Consider the following 22157-nt stretch of genomic DNA (forward strand, 5'->3'; position numbering starts at 1 on the left):
GCCCTATAAACAAAGACAATAAAAAATTCAACAACACAATAGCTACCCAAGGGAACAACCATCGTGCCGACTAAAAACACGCTCAAACTCGCCGTTCAGGCCGCCACCGCCGCTACCGTACTGGGCGTCGCCGGCCAGGCCAGCGCCGTTGATCTCAGCGTCACCGAAGACGTTGAAGCCAGCCTCTACGGCTATGCACGCCTGAACATGAGCTACGACTTTGACGGCGATAACGCGCTGTCAACGCGTTCCGGCTCCTTTGCGCTTGAAGACACCGGCAAGACGCACTTTGGCGCCGATGCCTACCAAAGCCGCCTGGGCGTCAAGGTCAAGCACGCCTCCGGCATGGAAGTCACCGTTGAGGGTGACTTCCGCGGCGGCGGCGGCGGCGATCTGCGCCTGCGCCATGCCTACGGCGAATACAAGAACTTCCTGGCCGGGCGCACCTGGTCCAACTACAACAGCTTTGTGGGCTACACCCCGACGCTGGACTTTGACAGCCTGGCAGGGCTTGCCGGCCTGCAGGATCGCACCGAGCAGGTTCGCTACACCACCGGCGCGCTATCCTTCTCCGTGGAAGACGCCGTTCGCGGGCCGGATATTGCCGATGCATCAGGCCCCAACCTCGATACTCGCGAGTCGGCTCCGGTGCTCACGGCACGCTTTGAAGACTCCGCCGGTGCTGTATCGTACTCCGCCGCCGGTCTCGTTAAACGCATTAGCGCCGAAGGCAGGTCTGCGTCTTCAGATGTCGTCGTAGGCCCAAACGGCGCTCCCGCTGTTTCTCAAGTCGCCGCTAGCGATGTCGACGACAGCGCCATGGGCTACGGCGTGTTCGGTGCCATGACGATCGAACTTACCGAGATGCTCTCGGTTCAGGGCGCGGTGAACTACACCGACGGCGCCAACAGCTACCTGTACCGCTCGGGCAACGACTTCTACGGCACCAGCGCCTACGTTGACGGCAGCGATATTGAAACCATCCAGGGCTACGGCGGCTCGCTGGGCACCAGCCTGGACCTGGGCAACGGGCGCAGCATCAACCTGGGCTACGGCATGACCAAGCTGGACCTGGACGACGCCGTCGCAGACGGTGCCATGACCAGCGCCGCTGCCGAAACCAACCAGAACGCCATGCTCAACTACCAGTGGACGCCGGTTGACAAGGTCATGATGGGCGTCGAGTACGGCTACTTCAGCCAGGAAACCAAAGGCGGCGACACAAAAGAAGCAAGCCGCATGATTTTCGCAGCCCAGTACAGCTTTTAACCCCGCGTCCGGCCGGCGTACGCCGGGCCAAGCGCCCATGCCCCGCTTACGGCGGGGCATTTTTGTCTAAAAGGCCTTGTGTAGCGCAAAGCGCGGCTGTGGCCGGCCATCCTTGTGCACCGTTTCGTTGAACATGGCAAGCGGGCGCACCCAAAGGCCGTATTCGCCGTAAAGCGCGCGATAGACCACCAGCGCCTCTTCGGTTTCGCTGTGCCGGGCGCCGCCCAGCACCTCATACAGCGCACCTTTGTAGTGACGATAAATGCCGGGAACAGGTGTCATGGCGCAACCTCGCTGGCAGGGGCACTGGCGGCTTTTTTCGCCAGCCGGGCAAGTACCCGAGAGGCGGCAACAAAGCCAAACGTGCCGGTGAGAAACGTGGCCGCACCAAAGCCGCTTTCGCAGTCCAGGCGAGCCGATTCGCCGTCGCCGGGTTTTTGATGACACACCTCGCCGTCTGCGCCCGGGTACACCAGCTGCTCGTCGGAGTAGACGCACTCCACCGAGAAGCGGCGTTTGGGATTGCGCGAAAAGCCGTAGTCCCGACGCAGGCGCGAACGCACCCGGGCCAGCAGCGAGTCGTGCACGGTGCGCGTCAGGTCCACCACCCGAATGCGCGTCGGGTCGGTCTGGCCACCCGCCGCACCGGTCACGGTGAGGGCTATCTTGCGCCGCTTGCAAAAGGCGATCAGCGCCGCCTTGGCCACTACGCTGTCAATGGCGTCAACCACGTGATCGGCATCTTCAGGGATGCGCTGCTCAAGGTTGGTGGGCGTGGCAAAGGCCGTGTCCGCCACCACCTCGATTTCCGGGGCAATCAGCCGGCAGCGCTCGGCCAGCACTTCGACCTTGGCCCGGCCCACGGTGCCGTCCAGGGCGTGAAGCTGACGGTTGACGTTGGACACGCACACATCGTCCAGATCGATCAGCGTCAGTTTGCCGATGCCCGAACGGGCCAGCGCCTCGACGGCCCAGCTACCGACCCCGCCAACGCCTACAACCACCACGTGTGCCCGGCGAAAAGCCGCAGCCGCCCGGCCCCCGTACAGTCGGCGGATGCCGCCAAAACGCAGGCGATAGTCGTCAAAGGGCGCGGCGGGCGCCGGTGAGGTATCAAATGGAGCCATCGAGGGCCTCGCTATGCATCGGGATGAAACGTCAGGCACGCCGCTACCGGCGCGGCCGGCAAGCGGGTGGCTATTGTCACGGCCCGACGGCCAAATGTCATCACGCGCGGTGCAATACGCGCCTGGCTCGGGCGTTCGCATCCGGGCGGCATTGGGTCACCGGGCCAAACTTTGCTAGGCTCGAAGGTGTTTTCTCGCTCAAACGCTGCCCCTTGGGGCAGCCGTTACGTAGAAGGAGAGTTTCGCATGCGCTATACCGCACCGTTTTCCGCTCTGGCCGCATCGCTTTTGATGGCCGCCTCGGCCCAGGCCGCCGATACGCTTGACGTTGACGTACACCGCATCAGCGCCGACGGCGTCGGCGATTCGCTGGGCACCGTCACCCTTGAGCAGAGCGATCACGGCCTGCTGCTGACGCCGTCTCTGGACGGACTCGAGGCCGGCATCCACGGCTTTCACGTCCACCAGAATGCCAGCTGCGAGCCCGGCAACAACGACGACGGCGAAAGCGTTGCCGGGCTATCGGCCGGCGGCCACTACGACCCTGAAGCAACCGGCACCCACCAGGGCCCCTACGGCGAGGGCCACCTGGGGGATCTGCCGGCGCTCAGCGTTGATAGCAGCGGCAAGGCCACCCTGGCCATTCTGGCACCGCGGCTGAGCCTTGACGACCTGGACGGCCGCAGTCTGATGATCCACGCCGGCGGCGACAACTACTCCGACGAGCCCCACCTGGGCGGCGGCGGTGCCCGCGTCGCCTGCGGCGTAGTAGGACAGTAAAGTGGAACAGTAAAAAAGTGGAACAGTAAAACCGTCGCGCACGCCGTCATCGCCGGCCCACCGGCGCTGTACGACGCAAAACGGGCAGGCCGCTGACGGCCTGCCCGTTTTTTGTTCCGGCGCTTTGCAGCGAAGAGGTTAGTCTTCGTCGCCGGCCATCTGCATCTGGCGCTGCAGGTAGTTTTGAATCCCCACCTGCTCGATCAGGTGCAGCTCGGTTTCGATATGGTCGATGTGGTCTTCTTCTTCGGCCAGCAGATCACGCAGCAGGTCGCGGCTGACGTAGTCCTTGACGCTTTCAGCGTAGGTAATCGCTTCAATGTAGTCGTTGCGGCCGTCGTGCTCGATCTTGAGATCGCTTTCGAGCATTTCCTTGACGTTCTCGCCGATGTAGAGCTTGCCCAGATCCTGCAGGTTGGGAATGCCTTCAAGAAACAAAATGCGCTCAATGAGCCTGTCGGCGTGCTGCATCTCTTCGATGGATTCGTCGTATTCCCACTTGGCCAGCGCCTTCAGCCCCCAGTCCTTGTACATCTTGGCGTGCAGGAAGTATTGATTGATGGCTACCAGCTCGTTGCCCAGGGCAATGTTCAAATGCTTGATAACTTGCGGATCGCCTTTCATATCACCACCTTTGGTCCGGGCATTGCAGGGTACAACGCCGTCAAATGACGCCTGACAGATGCAACGCCGCCAGGCTTTTGCGTTCGACCGGACAGGCACGCGCGAAGGCTATGCGCCCGGAATGTCCGGAAGTATAGGCGATGCGCTTAACAACTCAAACACATCATCACGTTGCCAAAAGCAAACGCAACAAGAAAGATTCGCGTCAGATAGCGTAGGCCAGCCCCATGTCGGCCTGGGCGCGCGCTTTTTGAACCGCCTCGCGGGTGATGGTCTTGGCCATGCAGGCGCACTTGCCGCACTGTGTTGCACAGCCGGTCGCCTCGCGCACGTCGCGAAAGCTGCGGGCACCGCTGTCAACTTCCCGGCGGATCTGGTGGTCGGTCACTCCCTTGCACATACAGACATACATGGCGACACCTCGCTGGACACATGTCGCCAATGTAAATGATTCCTATAAAGAATCGCAAGCAGTGAGCGCGTTTATTTTTGGCGCTTTGCCGCCTTCGCGCGATCCGCCTGTTTTTTTTCTGCGCCTTGCAAGGCCTTGGGCAGCACGACCGTTTGCGTACCGGAGGCGATATCCGGCCAGCTGCGCTTTTGCGGATCAAACAGCACCCACCAGTAGCCGATACCCAGCGCAGCAAGGGACACCCAGGCCGCCGTGCAGCGGATCAGACTCTGGACAAGGCTGATAGGCGCGCCCTCGGGCGTTTGCACGCGCAGCCGCCAGGCCTGCATGCCCAGCGTCATGCCGCCCCGGCGCCAGCAGTAGGTAAAAAACGCCGCCGCTGAGCACACCAGCAGCAGCCGCAGCGTGGCAACGGCAAGGCTTTCGGTACCGATGCTCTCCGCGCTGCGGCCGAGCACAAAGCGTAAAAACGCCAGGTGCGCCACCGTTACCAAAAGCCAGATCGCCATCACCAGAAAACCGTCGTAAAGCATCGCCCCCAGCCGCCGGGCCAGGCCGGCCGGCGCTACGCTATCGAGCTGGGTAAAACGTCGTTGCGTCATTGAAATCTCTTTAATAAAAGCAAGCTAGCCGTTACGGCGTAAAAGCAAAAGCCCCGCCGCCGCGCAGGCAAGCGTAGGCACCAGCACCGCCCACACCGGTGAAAAGCCGAAAATCGTCGACGCCGGCGCCAGCAAGTCCTGGGTATATTTGAACGTAAGCCCGGTAATCACCCCGTAAAATACCCGGGTGCCGGCGGCCACGGTGCGCAGCGGGCCGAACACAAACGAAGCGGCGATCAGCACCAGCGAGCCCATGGTCAGCGGCAGCAGCATTTTTTGCCAGAAATACAAAAGGGGCTGCTCGGCGCTGCGCCCTTGGGACTGCAAAAACTGCGCGTAGGCGTACAGCTCGCTGGGCGACTGGGTTTCGGTATCGCGCAAAAGCCGCTCCAGCTGGGTAGGCGTAAGCGCGGTATCCCAGGCCTCGGTGGCGCGACGCGTCACTTCGGTACGCCGGGGGAAAAACCGCGTAGTGGCCACGTTGCTCAGCCGCCATTGATCGTTTTCCCAGTAGGCGCGCTCGGCATAGGACGCTTCAACCAGCCGGCGATCGTCAAAGCGGTAGCGCAGAAGATCCAGCACCACGTCGTCGGCGCGGATGGCGCCGAAACGGTAGACGCTGTCGCCTTCAATCTGCCAGGCGCTGCGGCTGGTGAGCACCGCGCCTTCGCCCAGGCGCTGTTCGAGCTGCCAGGCCTCGGCAAACTGCTCGGTGCGCGGGCTGACAAACTCCGCGATTAAAAGCACCGCGGCCACCACCAGCAGCACCGGCTTCATCACCCCCCAGACAATGCGCGAAAGCGAGCGCCCGGCGGCGCGCATCACGGTCAGCTCGTTGCTCGACGCCATGCTGCCAAGACCGATCAGCGCGCCGATCAGCACCGCCACCGGCGCATACTGATAAAACCGCCAGGGCAGGCGCATGCCTAGATACAAAAGCACGTCAAGGCTTGAATAGGCGCCTTGAACGTCGTCCAGGTCATCAATGTAGGCGATGATCAAATCAAGCCCCAGCAGCACCAGCTGAACCACCAGAATGGCGGCCAGCACGTTGCGCGCAATGTAGCGGTCCAAACGATCGGTGAGCATTAGCGCATCCCCTTACGCTGCAGGCGCCAGACAAGGGCCAGCCCCAGCGCGAAAAACGCGGCGTGAACCGGCCATACGCCAATCGCCGCCGGCAGCGAGCCGCTGCCCACGGCGTCCACGGCGGCCAGCAACAAACTCAGGTAGGCAACATAGAGAAACACCGCCGGCAGCAGCTTGGCAAAGCGCCCCTGGCGCGGGTTGACCCGAGACAGCGGCTGAGCAATCAGTGCTAGCACAAACACCATCAGCGGCACGCCCATGCGCCACTGCCACTGAGCCTTGGCGCCGGGCGCCTCGCTTCGCCACAGCGCTTTTGTGGGCTGAAACTCGGCCTCGTCCGAGGCGCTGAGGGTTTTGCTTTCTCCCAGGCGGATGGTGTAGCGCTCAAAGGCCAGATGCTCGGCCTGAAGATCTCCCGGCACCACGCTGAAACGGTCACCGTCTTCGAGCACCAGAAAACGGCTGCCGGTTTCGTCGCGTACCTGCTGATAGCCCTGCTCGGCCCGGGTCACGTAGTTGGGCAGATCATCGCCGCGGCTGCCCAGCTCATGGACAAACACGTTTTGCATCTGCCGGCCGTCGTCGGAAAAGCCGGTGATATAGGCGGTACGGCCCGCGCCAAAGTCCTGAAAGCGGCCCGGCGTCAACACCGAGGCATCCAGCCGGCTGCGCTGCTCCTGAATAATGCCTTCCGTTGCCATGCTGCCCCAGGGCGCCAGCCATAGGCTGCAGATGCCCACCAGCACGGCCACCACGGCACAGGGCAGCAAAGTGATTTGCAAAAGCCGCATCGGACTTATGCCGCAGGCCACCATGACGGTAATTTCACTGTTCATGTAGAGCTGGCCGTAGGCCAGCAAAATGCCCAGAAAAAACGCCAGCGGCAGCACCAGCTCCATAAAACCGGGCAGATGAAACAGCATCAGATTGCCCAGCACCGTGACGGGAAACTCCCCCTCGGCCACATCGGCAAAGTAGCGGATAAAACGCCCGCCCATGATCACCAGCAGCAAAACGCCGGCCACCGCCGACATGGTAAGCAGCACTTCGCGGGTGAGGTAGCGAAATAAAATCAACGCGATCTCCGGCCAGTCTTGCAGGATGCCATGCAATGCGCCCATGGCTTGGGTACACTGACGGGTATTATCCTGATTCTCTCAATGCTTGTCTTGTTTGGAGACGCCATGCAATTTTCCGTGCAGACTGCCAACCCCGCCAAAGCCGAAACCGACTGCGTGGTCGTTCCCGTGTTTCAAAGCGGCGCGCTGCTGCCGGCGGCGGCCCGGCTGGACGACGCCAGCGAGCGGCTGATCGGTCAGCTGATGGAACGCGGCGACTTCGATGCCGCGCTGGGCAACGTGCTGACGGTGCCCTTTGCCCCGGGCCTTTGCACCGAGCGGCTGATGCTGGTGGGGCTGGGCGAGCCGTCGCGCTGCGGGGAAGCGGCGTTTATCAAAGCACTCGACGCCGCCGGCCAGGCACTGATCAAGCTGCCCGCCGACAGCGCCGTGATCGCCTTTAGCGACGTGCCGCTGGAGGGTCGCGACAGCGCCTGGAAGGCGCAGAAAACGCTGGAGGCCATTGTCGGCGCCGGCTACCGCTTTGATCAATTCAAGACCACCCATGCCAAACCCTCGGCGCTGGCACATATTACGCTGTGCGCCCGGGACAGCGACGACGCCGCCCTTGTTCAGCAGGGCGCCGACATCGGCCGGGCCGTTGGCGAGGGCATCAACCATACTCGCACGCTGGCAAATCTGCCCGGCAACGTCTGCACGCCGCGCTATCTGGCCGGCGCAGCCGAGGCGCTGGCCGCTGAATCCGGCGGCGCGCTCACCGCCGAGATTCTCGACGAAGACGCCCTTGAAGCCCTCGGCGCGGGCTCGCTGCTGTCGGTAGGCCGCGGCAGCGCCGAGCCCACCCGGCTGATCGTGATGCACTACCAGGGCGCGGACAATCCCGACGACGCGCCCCACGTGCTGGTGGGCAAGGGCATCACCTTCGATTCCGGCGGCATCTCGCTCAAGCCCGGCGCGGGCATGGACGAAATGAAGTTCGACATGGGCGGGGCGGCCAGCGTCTTCGGCACCGCCAAATCGGTGCTGGGTATCCGGCCCAGGCTCAACCTGGTGTTTATCGTCGCCGCGGCGGAAAACATGCCCGGCAGTGCGGCCACCAAGCCCGGCGACATTGTCACCACGCTCAAAGGGCTCACCGTTGAGGTGCTCAACACCGACGCCGAGGGCCGGCTGGCGCTGTGCGATGCGCTGACCTACGCCGAGCGCTTCAAACCGGCAAGCGTGGTGGACATCGCCACCCTCACCGGGGCGGTGATTGTCGGCCTGGGCCACCACGCCAGCGGGCTTTTAGCCAACGATGACGACGTGGCCCTGGACGTGCTCGACGCCGGGGAAACCGCCTGGGACCGCGCCTGGCACCTGCCGCTTTGGGACGACTACCAGCAGCAGCTGGACTCCAACTTCGCCGATCTGGCCAACATCGGCGGCAAGCCGGCCGGCACCATTACCGCCGGCTGCTTTTTGTCGCGCTTCACCGAGGCCTACCCCTGGGCACATCTGGACATCGCCGGCACCGCCTGGCACTCCGGCGACAACAAAGGCGCCACCGGCCGCCCGGTGGGGCTTTTGACCCAGTACCTGCTGGACCGGCAAAACGAGGCTGACGCGATAGGCGCCGAGCGCTAACATGAACGTCCCGGGCCCGGCTGCATTGCCGCCAGGCCCGCGCCGGCCTTTTGCAAAGGCCTTGTACGCCCTTTTTTTACCCGCCAGCCCCGCGCTGGTTTTCAGCGGAGAACATGCTCGTGCCTTCAGACGCCTTTCCTGACGACGCCTTTCTTGCCGACGCCTTTCTTGCCGACGCCTTTCAGCTGGTGCCGTCCAACCAGCCGACGGCCGATCACGTCCGCGACAGCATTCTTCAGGCGCCCGGGTTCGGCACGCACTTCAGCGACCACATGGCGTATATTCGCTGGACGCTGAGGCGCGGCTGGCACGCCCACGGCGTACGCCCCTACGGCCCGCTGACCCTCGACCCGGCCGCCGCCGTGCTGCACTACGGCCAGGAAATCTTCGAAGGCATCAAAGCCTACCGCCACGCCGACGGCTCGGTGTGGACGTTTCGCCCGGAGAAAAACGCCGAGCGCTTTCGCAAAAGTGCGCGCCGCCTGGCCCTGCCGGAGCTCTCCGATGACGACTTCATCGGCGCGCTCAAGGCCCTGCTGGCCCAGGACCACGCCTGGGTGCCCACCCCGGTTGACGAATCCGACGAGTGCAGCCTTTATCTGCGCCCGTTCATGATCGCAAGCGAGGCGTTTCTCGGCGTGCGCCCCTCCCACGAGGTGGATTTCTACGTCATCGCCTCGCCGGCGGCGGCCTATTTCAAGGGCGGCGTGGAGCCGGTCTCGATCTGGCTTTCCCGCCACTACCAGCGCGCCGCCCCCGGCGGCACCGGCTTTGCCAAGTGCGGCGGCAACTACGCCGCCTCCCTTGCCGCGCAAAAGCAGGCCGAAGAACAGGGCTGCAGCCAGGTGGCGTTTCTCGACGCGGCGGAACACCGCTGGATCGAAGAGCTTGGCGGCATGAATCTGTTTTTCGTTTTCAGCGACGGCCGGCTGGTCACCCCGCGGCTGACCGATACCATCCTCGAAGGCGTCACCCGCGACTCGGTACTCACCCTTGCCAGAGAGGACGGCCTCACCCCGCAAGAGCGGCCCATCAGCCTGGACGAATGGCGCGAAGGGGCGGCCTCCGGCGACATTACCGAGGTGTTTGCCTGCGGCACCGCCGCGGTGATTACCCCGGTAAGCGAGCTGGTGACCGAAGACGAGCGCATCCGTCTGTCCGCCGGCGGTGACAACGCCGTGGCCAAGCGCCTGCGCAAAAAGCTGCTGGACCTGCAGTACGGCCGCTGCGAAGACACTCGCGGCTGGCTGACCCGGCTGGTCTAGCCCCGAGGGCCGTATGGCGCGCATCGATTTCTACATCTTGGCCGATACCACCCTTGAGGCGCGCCTGGCCTTTGCCTGCAAGCTGGCCGATACCATCTGGCGCCGCGGCTACCGGCTGCACCTGCACTGCGAGGATCAGGCCCTTGCCGAGCAGGCCGACGCCGCGCTGTGGGACTTTCGACCGGACGCCTATCTGCCCCACGCCCTTCTCGAAAGCGAGATGGCCCCAAGCGTGCCGGTGACGCTTGGCACCGGCGAGCTGCCCGCCCCCCGGGGCGAGACGGCGCTTTTGAACCTGCACCCGGACATTCCCGCAGGCTTTGAGCGCTACGCCCGGGTGGCCGAAATCATCAACCAGCACCAGGCCGTGCTGATGGCCAAACGCGCGTGCTGGCAGCGCTACAGGGCGCAGGGCCATGAGGTGGTGCCGCACAAGCTGGGCTCAAGCGCCTGACGCTACACGCCACACCCAACGACATGAATTCAATGCCTCGCCCCGGCGCGGCATTTCGCTGTGAGTGATTCCATGGACAAGACCTACCAACCCGAAAGCATCGAAACCCGCTGGTACCAGCGCTGGGAAGCCGACAACCGCTTTGCCCCCTCCGGGGCCGGCACGCCGTTTGCCATGATGATTCCGCCGCCCAACGTCACCGGCAGTTTGCACATGGGGCATGCGTTTCAGGACACCATCATGGACACCCTGGCCCGCTACAAGCGCATGCAGGGCAACAACACCCTGTGGCAGATCGGCACCGACCACGCCGGCATCGCCACGCAAATGCTGGTGGAGCGCAAGCTCGCCGCCGAACAGGGCAAGACCCGCCACGATCTGGGCCGCGACGCCTTTCTCGACAAGGTGTGGGAATGGAAGGAAGAGTCCGGCGGCCACATCACCCGCCAGCTGCGCCGCATGGGCGCCAGCGTCGACTGGTCGCGGGAACGCTTCACCATGGACGACGGCTTCTATAAAGCCGTGCAGGAAGTGTTTGTCCGCCTGCACGAAGACGACCTGATCTACCGCGGCAAGCGGCTGGTCAACTGGGACCCTACCCTGCACACCGCGATTTCCGATCTGGAAGTGGAAAACCGCGACCGGCAGGGCAGCTTCTGGCACTTCCGCTATCCGCTGGCCGACGGCGTTAAAACCGACGACGGCCGCGACTATCTGGTGGTCGCCACCACCCGCCCGGAAACCCTGCTGGGCGATACCGGCGTGGCGGTCAACCCGGAAGACCCGCGCTACGCCTCGCTGGTGGGTAAGTTCATCGAACTTCCGCTGGTGGGCCGGCGCATCCCCATCGTCGCCGACGAGCACGCCGACATGGACAAGGGCTCGGGCTGCGTGAAAATCACCCCGGCCCACGACTTCAACGACTACGAAGTCGGCAAGCGCCAGAACCACCTGCTGATCAACGTCTTCTCCCAGGACGCCACGGTGCTCGAGCGCGCCGAGATCTACAACCTCAAGGGCCAGCCCCAGCCCGACGAAGACGCCCGCCTGCCGGCCAAGTACGCCGGGCTTGACCGCTTTGAAGCGCGCAAGCTGATCGTCGACGATATGGACGCCGCCGGCCTTTTGCAGGAAGTTGAGGCCGTCAACAACACCCTGCCCTTTGGGGACCGCTCGGGCGATATCATCGAGCCGCTGCTCACCGACCAGTGGTTTGTCGCCGTGGAAGAGCTGGCCCGCCCGGCGATCAAGGCGGTGGAAGACGGCGATATCGAGTTTGTGCCCAAAAACTACGAGAACATGTACTTCTCGTGGATGCGCGATCTGCAGGACTGGTGTATCTCGCGCCAGCTATGGTGGGGCCACCGCATTCCCGCCTGGTACGACGAAAGCGGCAACGTCTACGTTGCCCGTACCGAAGCCGAGGCGCGCGAGAAACACAACATCGCCGCTGACGTCACTCTGACCCAGGACGACGACGTGCTCGATACCTGGTTCAGCTCCGCGCTGTGGACGTTCGCCACCCTGGGCTGGCCCGAGCAGACCGAGGAGCTTGCCACCTTCCACCCCACCAACGTACTGGTCACGGGCTTTGACATCATCTTCTTCTGGGTCGCCCGGATGATCATGATGACGCTCAAGTTCACCGGCGAGGTGCCGTTCAAGACGGTGTACGTCCACGGGCTGGTACGCGACGCCCAGGGCAACAAGATGTCCAAGTCCAAGGGCAACGTGCTCGACCCCATCGATCTCATTGACGGCATCAGCCTCGATGAGCTGGTGGAAAAGCGCACCGGCAACATGATGCAGCCCCAGAAGGCCAAGGCCATCGCCAAGGCGACCCGGGCCGAGTTCAAGGACGGCATCGAGCCCCACGGCACCGACGCGCTGCGCTTTACCTTTCTCTCCCAGGCCACCACCGGGCGCGACATCAAGTTCGACATGAGCCGGCTGGACGGCTACCGCAACTTCTGCAACAAGCTGTGGAACGCCTCGCGCTACGTGCTGATGAACGCCGACGGCGAAGACTGCGGCGCGGACGGAGGCGAGGTCACCCTGTCGCTGGCCGACCGCTGGATTCTCTCGGCGCTGCAAAAAACGATCGCGCAGCTCACCCGCCACATCGACAACTACCGCTTCGATCACGCCTCTCAGGCGCTGTACGACTTTGTCTGGAACGAATACTGCGACTGGTATCTGGAGCTGTCCAAGCCTGTTTTATGGGATGAAGCCGCCAGCGAGTCCGCCAAGCGCGGCACCCGCCAAACGCTTGTGCGCGTGCTCGAAGCCGTGCTGCGTCTGGCCCATCCGATGATGCCGTTTATCAGCGAAGAAATCTGGCAGCGCGTGGCCCCGCTTGCCGGCACGCTTTCCGATGCCCAGGCAGGCGAAGGCAGCTCGATCATGGCCCAGCCCTGGCCCGAGGCCGACGAGGGCCTGATCGATGACGCCGCCGCACGGGATATCGACTGGCTCAAGGGCGTGATCGTCGCGGTGCGCAACGTCCGCGCCGAGATGAACATCGCCCCGGGCAAACAGATTGACGCGCTGCTGACCAAGGGCGGCGCCGAAGACGCCGCGCGGCTTGAACAAAACCGCCCGTTTTTGATGAAGCTGGCCAAGCTTTCAAGCGCCACCTGGCTGGACAACCCCGACGACGCCCCGCTTTCGGCCACCCAGCTGGTGGGCAACATGGAAGTGCTGGTGCCCATGGCCGGGCTGATCGACAAAGACGCCGAGCTTGCCCGGCTGGACAAGGAAATCGCCAAGCAGGACAAGCAGATCGAAGGCATCGAGAAAAAGCTCGGCAACGAGAATTTTACCGCCAAGGCCCCGGCCGCGGTGGTCGAAAAAGAGCGCAGCAAGCTCGCCGAAGTGCGCGCCGCCCGCGCCCTGCTGGAAGAGCAGCGCCAGAAAATGGCCACGCTGTAGCCATCGCGCCTGAAGGGTTACCCGGTGCAACGCCCGCTTCACGCGGGCGTTTTGCCGTCTTGCCGGCTAAGCCATACGCAGCGCGCGTTTTGCCAACGTTGAAACCTCGCCGTTTAACCCGGCCCGTCCCTGCGTGTACTATGTCCAACTTTTGTACCACAATGGTTTCACCGTTAAAGCCCTGCCCGACACGTCCACCCCTACGCCGGGAGCGCCTATGCCCCTCGCCATCAAGCCGCTTGCAGCGGCACTGGAACACGCCGGCATCAGCTTTCGCGATCTTGAGCCCATGGCGGATACCGGGCTGGCCCACGACCACGTCTGGCTGCACCGCGGCGGCGACGACCGAGTGGCCAGACTGCCCAAGCAAAGCCAGATGAAGCTCGCCCCCGAGGCCAACCTGGCCTACCAGGCGGCATGTTTTCAGCGAGCGGCTCAAAGCGGGCACACGCCGCGCCTGCACGCCGTGCTGCCCGCGGATAGCCACCTGCCGCGAGGCGGACTGGTGGTGGAGGCCATTCACGGCCGGCCGGCGCAGCTGCCCGACGATCTGGCAAAAATCAGCCGGGCGCTGGCCAGCATTCACGGCCTGCCCGTGCCGCCGGCCCATCAGCGCGCGCCGCTTTTCGCCCCGGCCAACCCGTGGCACGCCATGCGCCGCGAAATTGCCGAACAGGCCGACTTCGTCGACACCGCCCTGCTGCCCGACGCCGTTCGCCGGCGCATTCACGCCGCGCTTGGCAGCATGCCTGCGCAGCTCGATGACAGCGCCGCCGGCCTGATCAGCTTTGACGCCCACCCGGGCAACTTTCTCATCGACGATCAAGGCCGCGCGGTGCTGGTGGATCTGGAAAAATGCCGCTACGGGCTGGCCGGGTTCGATCTGGCCCACGCCAGCCTGTACACCTCGACCACCTGGGACGTAAACAGCCGCGCGGTGCTCAAGCCGCAGCAGGTGGCCGACTTCTACCGCCACTGGCAGCATGCCATGGGCGATACGACAAACGGCGACGCGGCCGCGCTGCTCGCCTGCCGCCGGGCCATGTGGCTGTGGTCGCTGACCTGGTGTGCCAAATGGCGCACCCAACATCTGCAGGCCCACGACGCCATGCGCCGGGGCGAGGACTGGTCCGCCGAGCTCAGCGACCCGGCGCTGATTGCCCACGTCCGCGAGCGCGTGGACCACTACCTGTCGCTGCCCGCCATCGACTTCGTGGAAGACGAACTGGACTATCTCGACGACGTTCTGGGCTAGCCCGCCCCGACCAAAGGAACCCTGCCCATGCACACCGCTGCTTCTCTCTTGCGCCATGGCCCGCGGCTGGCCGCACTCGCCTGCGCGATGCTGTCCGCCACGGCGCTGGCAGCCCCCGACCCCGACGACTGGAAAACGGTGATTGAACAGGCCGAAGGCCAGACCGTGTACTGGAACGCCTGGGGCGGCGACTCGCGCACCAACCGCTACATCGACTGGGTGGCCGGGCAGATGCAGCAGCGCTTTGGCGTCGAGGTCGAGCACGTCAAGCTTGAAGACACCGGCAGCGTTGTATCCCGCGTGCTGGCAGAAAAGCAGGCGGGCAACGACGACGGCGGCAGCGTGGATGCCGTCTGGATCAACGGTGAAAACTTCGCCGCCATGCGCGAACATGACCTGCTGTTCGGCCCCTTTGCCGAGTCGCTGCCCCACTTCGGGCTGACAAACCCGGCGGACAACCCTGAAGTGGTTACCGACTTCACCCTGCCCGTTGATGGCTTCGAGTCGCCCTGGGGGCGGGCGCAAATCACCTTTTACTACGACAGCGACGCGGCCAGCTTCACCGGCGACGGCGCACCGCCGAAGAGCATGGCCGAGCTGCTCGACTGGGCCCGGGAAAACCCCGGACGCTTTACCTACCCGCGCATCCCCGACTTTACCGGCAGCACCTTTTTGAAGCAGGCGCTGATCGAGCTCACCGATCAGGACGAAGCGCTCTACCGGCCGGTGTCCGAAAGCGACTTCGCCGCCGTTACCGCGCCGCTGTGGGACTATCTCGACAAGCTGCATCCGCACCTATGGCGCGAAGGCCAAAGCTTCCCCGCCTCGGGGCCCAGACTGCGCACCCTGATGAGCGACGGCGAGCTGGACCTGGCGTTCTCGTTCTACCCCACCGACGCCGCCGTGGCGGTGAAGGAATACCAGCTGCCGAAAAGCGTGCGCAGCTACGTGCTCGACGGCGGCACCCTGGGCAACGTGCACTTTGTCGCCATTCCCTACAATTCACCGCACAAGGCCGGCGCCATGGCGCTGGCCAACTTCCTGCTCTCGCCGAGTGCCCAGGCGCAAAAGCAGTCGCTGGACTACTGGGGCGATCGCACCGTGCTGGACATAAACCGGCTAAGCAAAGCGCAGCGGCCCCTGTTTGAGGCGCAGAACAACAACCCCGCGCTGCCCCCGGCAGACGCCTTCGAGAAAACCCTGGCCGAGCCCCACTCCGGCTGGATGGACGCGCTGCAGAAGGCCTGGCTTGAGCGCTACGGAGCGCAATAAGCGTGCTACGGCTGGCCCCCATACTGGTGATCGCCCTGCTGACGCTGCCGGTGGCGGCGGGGCTTGCCATGATTGCGCTGCCGGCGTTTGATTATCTGCCGGTGCTCGGCGGCGAGGCGTTCAGCCTTGAGCCCTGGCGGGCGCTTTTCAGCCAGCCGGGGCTTTGGCGCGCCGCCGCACTGAGCCTGGCAAGCGGGCTTGTCACTCCCATTGTGGCGCTGACCGCGGTGGTACTGTTTCTCGCCGCCGGGCAACGCGGCCGGCTGGCAGGCGCGGCTCGCCGGCTGATTTCGCCGCTTTTGGCCGTGCCCCACGCCGCGCTGGGCTTTGGGCTGGCGTTTTTGATCGCGCCGTCGGGGCTCGCCATGCGCGTGATCTCGCCCTGGCTGACCGGGGCCGAGCAGCCGCCGGATACGCTGATCGTCAACGACCCGCTGGGGCTTTCGCTGATGGCGGGGCTGATTCTCAAGGAAATCCCCTTTCTGCTGCTGATGAGCCTGGCCGCGCTCAACCAGCTCCGCCCGGAAAAGCACGTGGAAATCGCCCGGTCGCTGGGTTACGCGCCGACACTTGGCTGGCTGAAAACCGTGCTGCCCGGGCTGTACCCGCTGATTCGGCTGCCGCTCTACGCCGTCATCGCCTACGCCAGCGCCAACGTGGATATGGCGCTGATTTTAGGCCCGGCGCTTCCGCCGACGCTTGCGGTATCCATCCTTGAGTGGTTCAACGACCCCGACCTCAGCCGGCGCTTTATGGCCTCGGCGGCGGCGGTGCTGCAGCTGGGCGTGACCCTGACCGCGCTTGGGCTCTGGTGGCTGGGCGAGCGGCTTGTCGCGCGGCTGTGCCGCGGCTGGCTCTGGGCCGGAAGCCGCCGGCGGGGCGAGGCCACGCTGCGCCTGCTCGGCCGCACCCTGCTGCCCGGCGCGGGGCTTGTCGCGCTTGCTGCGCTTGCCGGGCTTGCCATGTTTTCCGTGGCCGGCTTCTGGCGCTTTCCGGACGCCCTGCCCCAGAGCGTTACCTGGGCTCACTGGCAGCGCGCAGCGCCGATGCTCGGCGAGGCGCTTGTCAGCACCGCCGTGATTGCGCTGGCGGCCACGCTGATCGCCACGCTTTTGGTGCTCGCGGTGCTGGAAAACGAACACCGCCGGCAGCTGCGCCCGGCACGTTCGCTGTGGCTTTTGTACCTGCCGCTGATCGTGCCGCAGATTGCCTTTGTCTTCGGCCTGGTGGTGGCCGCCGAAAGCGTAGGCATCGGCCCGCAGATCGGGCTGGTGATTGCCGGGCACCTATTGTTTGTGCTGCCCTACGTGTATCTGTCGCTTTCCGAGGCCTACCGCCGGCTGGACCCGCGCTGGCTGGAAATCGCCCGCACCCTGGGCGTGTCGCGCAACGCCGCGTTCTGGCGGGTGCGCCTGGCGCTTTTGGCCGCGCCGCTGGCCACCGCCTTCGCCGTGGGCCTTGCCATCAGCATCGGCCAGTACCTGCCCACAAGGCTTCTCGGCGCGGGCCGGGTCGAGACCGTAACCACCGAGGCGGTGGCGCTGGCCTCGGGCGGCAATCGGCGGCTGATCAGCGTCTGGGCGCTGGTGCAGGCGCTGCTGCCGCTTTTGGGCTTTATGCTGGCCGCCGCCCTGCCACGTTTGCTTATCCGTCGGGAGAACCGCCATGGCCGACACTGACCGTCAGGACCTCGCCGGCATCAGCATGGTAATGCCGGTGCTTAACGAAGCCGCCACCCTCGCCGCCGCCCTTGAGGCGCTCGCCCCTTTCCGCCGGCGCGGCGCGGAGCTGGTGGTGGTCGACGGCGAAAGCACCGACGCCAGCGCCTCCATCGCCCTGCCGCTGGCCGACAGCGTGCTCACCGGCCCCGCCGGTCGCGGCACGCAGCTGAACCTCGGCGCCAGCGCCGCCGCCGGCGATACGCTGGTATTTCTCCACGCCGATACGCGCCTGCCCAACGACGCCCCGGAGCAGATTCAGCGGGCGCTTGCCGCCCGCCGCTGGGGCCGCTTTGACGTCACGCTTACCGGCCACAGCCGCTGGCTTGGCGTGATTGCCGCGCTGATGAACGCCCGTTCCCGGCTCACTGGCATCGCCACCGGCGACCAGGCGATGTTTATGACCCGCGCGGCCTTTGCCGCCGCCGGCGGCTTTCCCGAACAGCCCCTGATGGAAGACATCGCGCTGTCCGGGCGGCTGAAGCGCATCGGGCGTCCGGCCTGCCTGAAACGCCGGGTGCGCGTCTCCGGCCGGCGCTGGGAGCGCCACGGCGTGTGGCCCACGGTGTGGCTGATGTGGCGGCTGCGCCTGCGCTACCGGCTTGGCGCCAGCCCGGAAAAGCTGGCCCGCGAATACACCCGGCAAGAGCACGCCAATGCACAATAACCCTTCTGCCGAATGCGGCCCGGTGGCGCTGCACCTGCTGGCCAAGGCCCCCGTGCCCGGCCGCGCCAAAACCCGGCTGATGCCGCGCCTGGGTGCCCACGGCGCGGCCAGCGCCCACGCCGAGATGGTCAGGCGCTGCGTGGCCCACGCCTGCCGAGCGCTGCCGGCAGCGCAGGTTACGCTGTGGACCGCGCTTGACCACGGCCACCCGCTGTTTGCTGAGCTCAAGCAGCGTTTGGGCATCCATCTGGCCGCCCAGCCCGAGGGCCATCTGGGCGTGCGCATTCGCCACGCGCTGGCAGGCTCGGCGGGGCCTTCCATGATCATGGGCAGCGACTGCCCCTCGATTACCCCCGAGCTCATCCAGGCCTGCGCCGACAGCCTTGCCACGCACCCGGTAGTGATTCTTCCCGCCGAGGACGGCGGCTACGGGCTGATCGGCACCCGCGGGCTTACCCCCGCCGACGCCCGGGCGCTGTTTCATGACATTCCCTGGGGCGGCGACGAGGTGCTCGCCGTCACCCGGGCGCGCCTTGCCGCGCGGGGGCTTGAGGCGGCTTTCCCCGCTACCGTGTGGGACGTGGACCGCCCCGAAGACTGGCAGCGCTATCGCCGCCTGTACCCTCGCGCGCCGTCCCTTGCCTCCCCTTTTCTTTCCCCCGGTTGGAGCCGCTGATGACCCAAAAGACGCCCGTGAACCGCAAACGCCTGCTGCTTTTTGCCCTGCTAGCGGTGGCCGTCGCCGCCTTTTTTGCCACCGGCGCCCACGAGTGGTTCAGCCTGGACACGCTCAAGGCCTATCAGGGCGAGTTTCAGGCCGCCTTTGACCGCCACCCCTGGCAGATCGCCGGGGCGTTTTTTGCCGCCTACGTGGTCATCACCGCGCTGTCGCTGCCCGGCGCGGCCATCATGACCCTGCTGGGCGGGGCACTGTTCGGCCTGGGGATTGGCCTGCTGCTGGTCTCCTTTGCCAGCGCCATCGGCGCGACGCTGGCCTTTCTGATCTCGCGCTACCTGCTGCGCGGGCCCATCGAGCGGCGCTTTCCCCGCCGGCTGGCGGCGATCAACCGCGGCGTAGACCGCGACGGCGCGTTTTATCTTTTCAGCCTGCGGCTGGTGCCGGCGTTTCCGTTTTTCGTCATCAACCTGGTCATGGGACTGACGCGCATCAAGGCGCAGACGTTTTACTGGGTCAGCCAGGCCGGCATGCTTCCCGGCACCGCGGTGTTCGTCAACGCCGGCGGCCAGCTAGGCGAGATCGAGCGGCTGGGCGATGTGCTATCAGCAGAGCTTCTCACCTCCTTTGCGCTGCTGGCGATATTCCCCTGGATCGCGCGGAAAATCATGCGCCTGGTTCAGCGCCGCCGAGTCTACCGGGGCTTTGAGCGCCCCAAACGCTTCGACTACGACATGCTGGTGATCGGCGCAGGCTCCGCGGGGTTAGTGAGCGCCTACATCGGCCGCGCGGTGAAGGCCAAAGTGGCGCTGGTGGAAGCCGGCAACATGGGCGGCGACTGCCTGAATACCGGCTGCGTGCCCTCCAAGGCGCTGATTCGCGCGGCCCGGGCCGCCCACGAGGTGCGCCACGCCGAGCGCTTTGGCATTCATACCGGCCCGGGCGCAAGCGAGCCGACGGTCGACTTTTCTCGGGTGATGAGCCACGTACACAGCGCCATTGCCGACGTCGCCCCCCACGACAGCGTCGAGCGCTATACCAAGCTCGGCGTGGACGTACACAAGGCACGCGCCGCCCTTGTCACCCCCTGGGAAGTCGACGTGGGCGGCAAGCGCGTAAGCGCCCGGCACATCGTTATTGCCACCGGCGCGCGCCCGGCCATCCCGGCGCTCCCCGGCATCGACGAGGCCCGGGTGCTCACCTCGGAAAATCTTTGGCAGCTTGACGAGCTGCCCGGGCGGCTGGCGGTGCTCGGCGGCGGGGCCATCGGCTGCGAGCTGGGCCAGAGCTTTGCCAGGCTTGGCAGCCGCGTCACGCTGATCGAAGGCGGCGAGCGGCTTTTGGGCCGCGAGGACGCCGAGGTGGGCGAGCACGTGGCCCAAACCCTTGAGCAGGAAGGTGTGACCGTGCTGACCCATACCCGCGCCGAGCGCATCAGCCACGACGGCGGCCAGCGCCTGCACCTGACGAGCGCCGCAGGCGAGCAGAGCGTGGCGTTCGACTACCTGCTGGTATGCGTGGGCCGCCGGGCCAACGTTGAAGGGCTGGGCCTTGAGGCGCTGGGCATCGCCATTGATACCGGCACCCTGGCGCTCAATCGCCAGCTGCAGACCCGGCTGCCCAACGTCTGGGCCTGCGGCGACGTTGCCGGCCCCTATCAGCTGACCCACGCCGCCGCCCACCAGGCCTGGCACGCCGCGGTCAATGCCCTGTTCGGCGAGGTCAAGCGCTTCAACGTGGACTACCGCTTTATGCCCGCGGTGGTCTACACCCAGCCGGAAATCGCCCGGGTGGGGCTCAACGAGCGCGAGGCTAAAGAGCAAGGCATCGCCTTTGAACTGACCCGCTACGCCATGAGTGAGAGCGACCGCGCCATTGCCGAGGGTGCCACCGCGGGCTTTATCAAGGTGCTCACCGTGCCCGGCCGGGACAAGATTCTGGGGGCGACCATCGTGGCCGAAAACGCCGGCGAGTGGCTCGGCGAGTTCAGCCTGGCGATGAAGCACAATCTGGGAATGAACAAGCTGTTGGGCACCGTTCATCCCTACCCCACGCTCGGCGAGGCGGCCAAGGCCACCGCCGGCGCGTGGAAAAATGCCCATAAACCTGAGCGCGTGCTTACCCTGCTGGAGCGCTACTTTACCTGGAGGCGCGGCGCATGAGTGCGAAAACGCAGCAAAAAGAGCTGGTGCTGATCGGCGGCGGCCACGCCCACGCCCTGGTGCTTGAAGCCTTGGCCCGCCGCCCGGAACCCGGCGTACGCCTGACCGTGGTCAGCGAAAGCCCGCTTGCGGCCTATTCCGGGCGCATACCGGCCTGGCTTGCCGGCGAGTGCACCCTTGCCGAGACGCAGATCGACATCGCCGCGCTGTGCCGCCGGGCCGGCGCGCGGCTTATTGCCCAGCGCGCCACGGCGTTCAGCGCTGAAAAGCGCGAAGTGACGCTGGCAGGCAATGAGCGGCTACGCTTCGACGTGGCTTCCATCAACGTCGGGGCTACCGTTGCCGCCCCTGACGCGGCGCAGAAAGCCGCACCGACGCTGCTTGCCATGCGCCCGCTGGCCGCACTGCCCGAGCGCTGGCAGGCGCTGTGCGCGCGCGTGGACGCCCTGCCCGCCGGCAGCCGGCAAAGCGTGGTGAGCGTAGGCGGCGGCGGCGCCGGGTGCGAAACGCTGCTTGCGGTGCTGGCCGCGCTGCGGGCTCGCCGTCCGGACGTGCGCTTTGACGCTGCGCTGTTAAGCGCGGGCGAAACGCTTCTACCCGGGGCCGGCCGGCGGCCCCGGGCGCTGCTCACGCGAGCGCTGAAAAAAGCCGGCGTAACCCGGCGCACCGGCGTGCGGGCCGTCGGACTGGAAAACGGCGCTATCGCGCTTGCCGAAGGTGCCCCGGTGCCGGCGGATATCGCGCTCTGGGCCACCGGTGCGGTGGGCCACGGCTGGCTTGAACACAGCGATCTTGCGCTTAACCGGCGCGGGTTTATCGAGGTGGGCAAAAGCCTGGAGGCCAGGGGCGCGCCCGGGGTGTTTGCCGCCGGCGACTGCGCGGCGTTTCCGGCCGCGCTGCCCAAGGCCGGGGTGTACGCCGTGCGCGCCGGGCCACATTTGGCCGAGAATCTGCGCCGGGCCTGCCGGGGCAAGCCGCTCAAGAACTGGTACCCGCCGAAGCGGGTGCTGGCGCTGATCAATACCGGCGACGGCCGCGCGGTGGCCGTCTACGGCCCGCTGGGCGCGGCGGGTAGATGGGCGTGGCGCTTAAAAGCGCGCCTTGACGGGCGCTTTATCGCCCGGTTTAGCCCCGGCAAGCATCGCTGAC

20 protein-coding genes are annotated in these 22157 nt (G+C 65.6%); 13 read left to right on the forward strand and 7 right to left on the reverse strand.

Translation table 11 applies throughout. The annotated features are described in order from the left end of the window. The first annotated feature begins 63 nt into the window (after nucleotides 1-63). Complete coding sequence (locus tag ABD654_RS11560) at nucleotides 64-1269, forward strand: DcaP family trimeric outer membrane transporter (RefSeq protein WP_344705036.1); 1206 nt, start codon at nucleotides 64-66, stop codon at nucleotides 1267-1269. Between the two features lie 66 nt (nucleotides 1270-1335). On the opposite strand, the gene ABD654_RS11565 is transcribed toward ABD654_RS11560, so the two are convergent. Both ABD654_RS11565 and tcdA read right to left on the reverse strand, forming a co-directional pair. Continuing rightward, a complete protein-coding gene (locus ABD654_RS11565) occupies nucleotides 1336-1551 on the reverse strand; it encodes a DUF1653 domain-containing protein (RefSeq protein ID WP_344705037.1) in 216 nt (71 codons plus the stop codon). Further along, nucleotides 1548-2396: a tRNA cyclic N6-threonylcarbamoyladenosine(37) synthase TcdA gene (gene tcdA / locus ABD654_RS11570; protein ID WP_344705038.1), complete on the reverse strand. Its 849-nt coding sequence runs from the start codon at nucleotides 2394-2396 to the stop codon at nucleotides 1548-1550. The genes ABD654_RS11565 and tcdA overlap by 4 nt, the downstream gene beginning before the upstream one ends. Nucleotides 2397-2642: 246 nt before the next feature. On the opposite strand from tcdA, the gene sodC reads away from it, so the two are divergent. Further along, complete coding sequence (gene sodC, locus ABD654_RS11575; RefSeq protein ID WP_344705039.1) at nucleotides 2643-3176, forward strand: superoxide dismutase [Cu-Zn] SodC; 534 nt, start codon at nucleotides 2643-2645, stop codon at nucleotides 3174-3176. 138 nt (nucleotides 3177-3314) lie between these two features. Here the strand turns inward: sodC and bfr are convergent, their stop codons facing one another. The 5 genes from bfr to lptF all read right to left on the reverse strand — a co-directional run bounded on the left by bfr (nucleotide 3315) and on the right by lptF (nucleotide 6979). Then, the gene (gene bfr, locus ABD654_RS11580) at nucleotides 3315-3800 is read right to left on the reverse strand and encodes a bacterioferritin (protein ID WP_344705040.1); all 486 of its coding nucleotides are present in this window, start codon (nucleotides 3798-3800) and stop codon (nucleotides 3315-3317) included. 205 nt (nucleotides 3801-4005) lie between these two features. Next, nucleotides 4006-4212 (reverse strand): (2Fe-2S)-binding protein, encoded by a 207-nt coding sequence (locus tag ABD654_RS11585; protein WP_344705041.1) that lies wholly within the window; start codon nucleotides 4210-4212, stop codon nucleotides 4006-4008. A gap of 71 nt (nucleotides 4213-4283) precedes the next feature. Continuing rightward, nucleotides 4284-4814 (reverse strand): RDD family protein, encoded by a 531-nt coding sequence (locus tag ABD654_RS11590; RefSeq protein WP_344705042.1) that lies wholly within the window; start codon nucleotides 4812-4814, stop codon nucleotides 4284-4286. Nucleotides 4815-4838: 24 nt separating this feature from the next. Further along, nucleotides 4839-5903: an LPS export ABC transporter permease LptG gene (lptG, locus tag ABD654_RS11595; RefSeq protein WP_344705043.1), complete on the reverse strand. Its 1065-nt coding sequence runs from the start codon at nucleotides 5901-5903 to the stop codon at nucleotides 4839-4841. Further along, a complete protein-coding gene (gene lptF, locus ABD654_RS11600) occupies nucleotides 5903-6979 on the reverse strand; it encodes an LPS export ABC transporter permease LptF (protein WP_344705160.1) in 1077 nt (358 codons plus the stop codon). The genes lptG and lptF overlap by 1 nt, the downstream gene beginning before the upstream one ends. A gap of 108 nt (nucleotides 6980-7087) precedes the next feature. On the opposite strand from lptF, the gene ABD654_RS11605 reads away from it, so the two are divergent. The 11 genes from ABD654_RS11605 (at nucleotide 7088) to ABD654_RS11655 (ending at nucleotide 22156) form a co-directional block, all read left to right on the forward strand. Beyond that, nucleotides 7088-8608, forward strand: coding sequence for a leucyl aminopeptidase (locus ABD654_RS11605; RefSeq protein WP_344705044.1), 1521 nt, complete (start codon nucleotides 7088-7090; stop codon nucleotides 8606-8608). Between the two features lie 113 nt (nucleotides 8609-8721). Next, complete coding sequence (locus ABD654_RS11610) at nucleotides 8722-9873, forward strand: branched-chain amino acid aminotransferase (RefSeq protein ID WP_344705045.1); 1152 nt, start codon at nucleotides 8722-8724, stop codon at nucleotides 9871-9873. Between the two features lie 13 nt (nucleotides 9874-9886). After that, nucleotides 9887-10327, forward strand: coding sequence for a DNA polymerase III subunit chi (locus ABD654_RS11615; protein ID WP_344705046.1), 441 nt, complete (start codon nucleotides 9887-9889; stop codon nucleotides 10325-10327). 72 nt (nucleotides 10328-10399) lie between these two features. Continuing rightward, nucleotides 10400-13258, forward strand: a complete 2859-nt coding sequence (locus tag ABD654_RS11620; RefSeq protein ID WP_344705161.1) for a valine--tRNA ligase — start codon at nucleotides 10400-10402, stop codon at nucleotides 13256-13258. A 217-nt stretch (nucleotides 13259-13475) separates the two neighbouring features. After that, nucleotides 13476-14513: a phosphotransferase gene (locus ABD654_RS11625; RefSeq protein ID WP_344705047.1), complete on the forward strand. Its 1038-nt coding sequence runs from the start codon at nucleotides 13476-13478 to the stop codon at nucleotides 14511-14513. 27 nt (nucleotides 14514-14540) lie between these two features. Then, nucleotides 14541-15785: an ABC transporter substrate-binding protein gene (locus ABD654_RS11630; RefSeq protein WP_425552769.1), complete on the forward strand. Its 1245-nt coding sequence runs from the start codon at nucleotides 14541-14543 to the stop codon at nucleotides 15783-15785. Between the two features lie 2 nt (nucleotides 15786-15787). After that, nucleotides 15788-17464 (forward strand): ABC transporter permease, encoded by a 1677-nt coding sequence (locus ABD654_RS11635; RefSeq protein ID WP_344705049.1) that lies wholly within the window; start codon nucleotides 15788-15790, stop codon nucleotides 17462-17464. After that, nucleotides 17451-18170, forward strand: a complete 720-nt coding sequence (locus tag ABD654_RS11640) for a TIGR04283 family arsenosugar biosynthesis glycosyltransferase (protein ID WP_344705051.1) — start codon at nucleotides 17451-17453, stop codon at nucleotides 18168-18170. The genes ABD654_RS11635 and ABD654_RS11640 overlap by 14 nt, the downstream gene beginning before the upstream one ends. After that, a complete protein-coding gene (locus ABD654_RS11645) occupies nucleotides 18160-18846 on the forward strand; it encodes a TIGR04282 family arsenosugar biosynthesis glycosyltransferase (RefSeq protein WP_344705052.1) in 687 nt (228 codons plus the stop codon). Before ABD654_RS11640 ends, ABD654_RS11645 begins: the two co-directional genes overlap by 11 nt. Next, complete coding sequence (locus tag ABD654_RS11650) at nucleotides 18846-21008, forward strand: FAD-dependent oxidoreductase (RefSeq protein WP_344705053.1); 2163 nt, start codon at nucleotides 18846-18848, stop codon at nucleotides 21006-21008. Before ABD654_RS11645 ends, ABD654_RS11650 begins: the two co-directional genes overlap by 1 nt. After that, nucleotides 21005-22156, forward strand: coding sequence for an FAD-dependent oxidoreductase (locus ABD654_RS11655; protein ID WP_344705054.1), 1152 nt, complete (start codon nucleotides 21005-21007; stop codon nucleotides 22154-22156). Before ABD654_RS11650 ends, ABD654_RS11655 begins: the two co-directional genes overlap by 4 nt. Nucleotide 22157 lies beyond the last annotated feature (1 nt).

It is taken from the genome of Halomonas cibimaris (assembly GCF_039537045.1).
GTDB lineage: Bacteria > Pseudomonadota > Gammaproteobacteria > Pseudomonadales > Halomonadaceae > Vreelandella > Vreelandella cibimaris.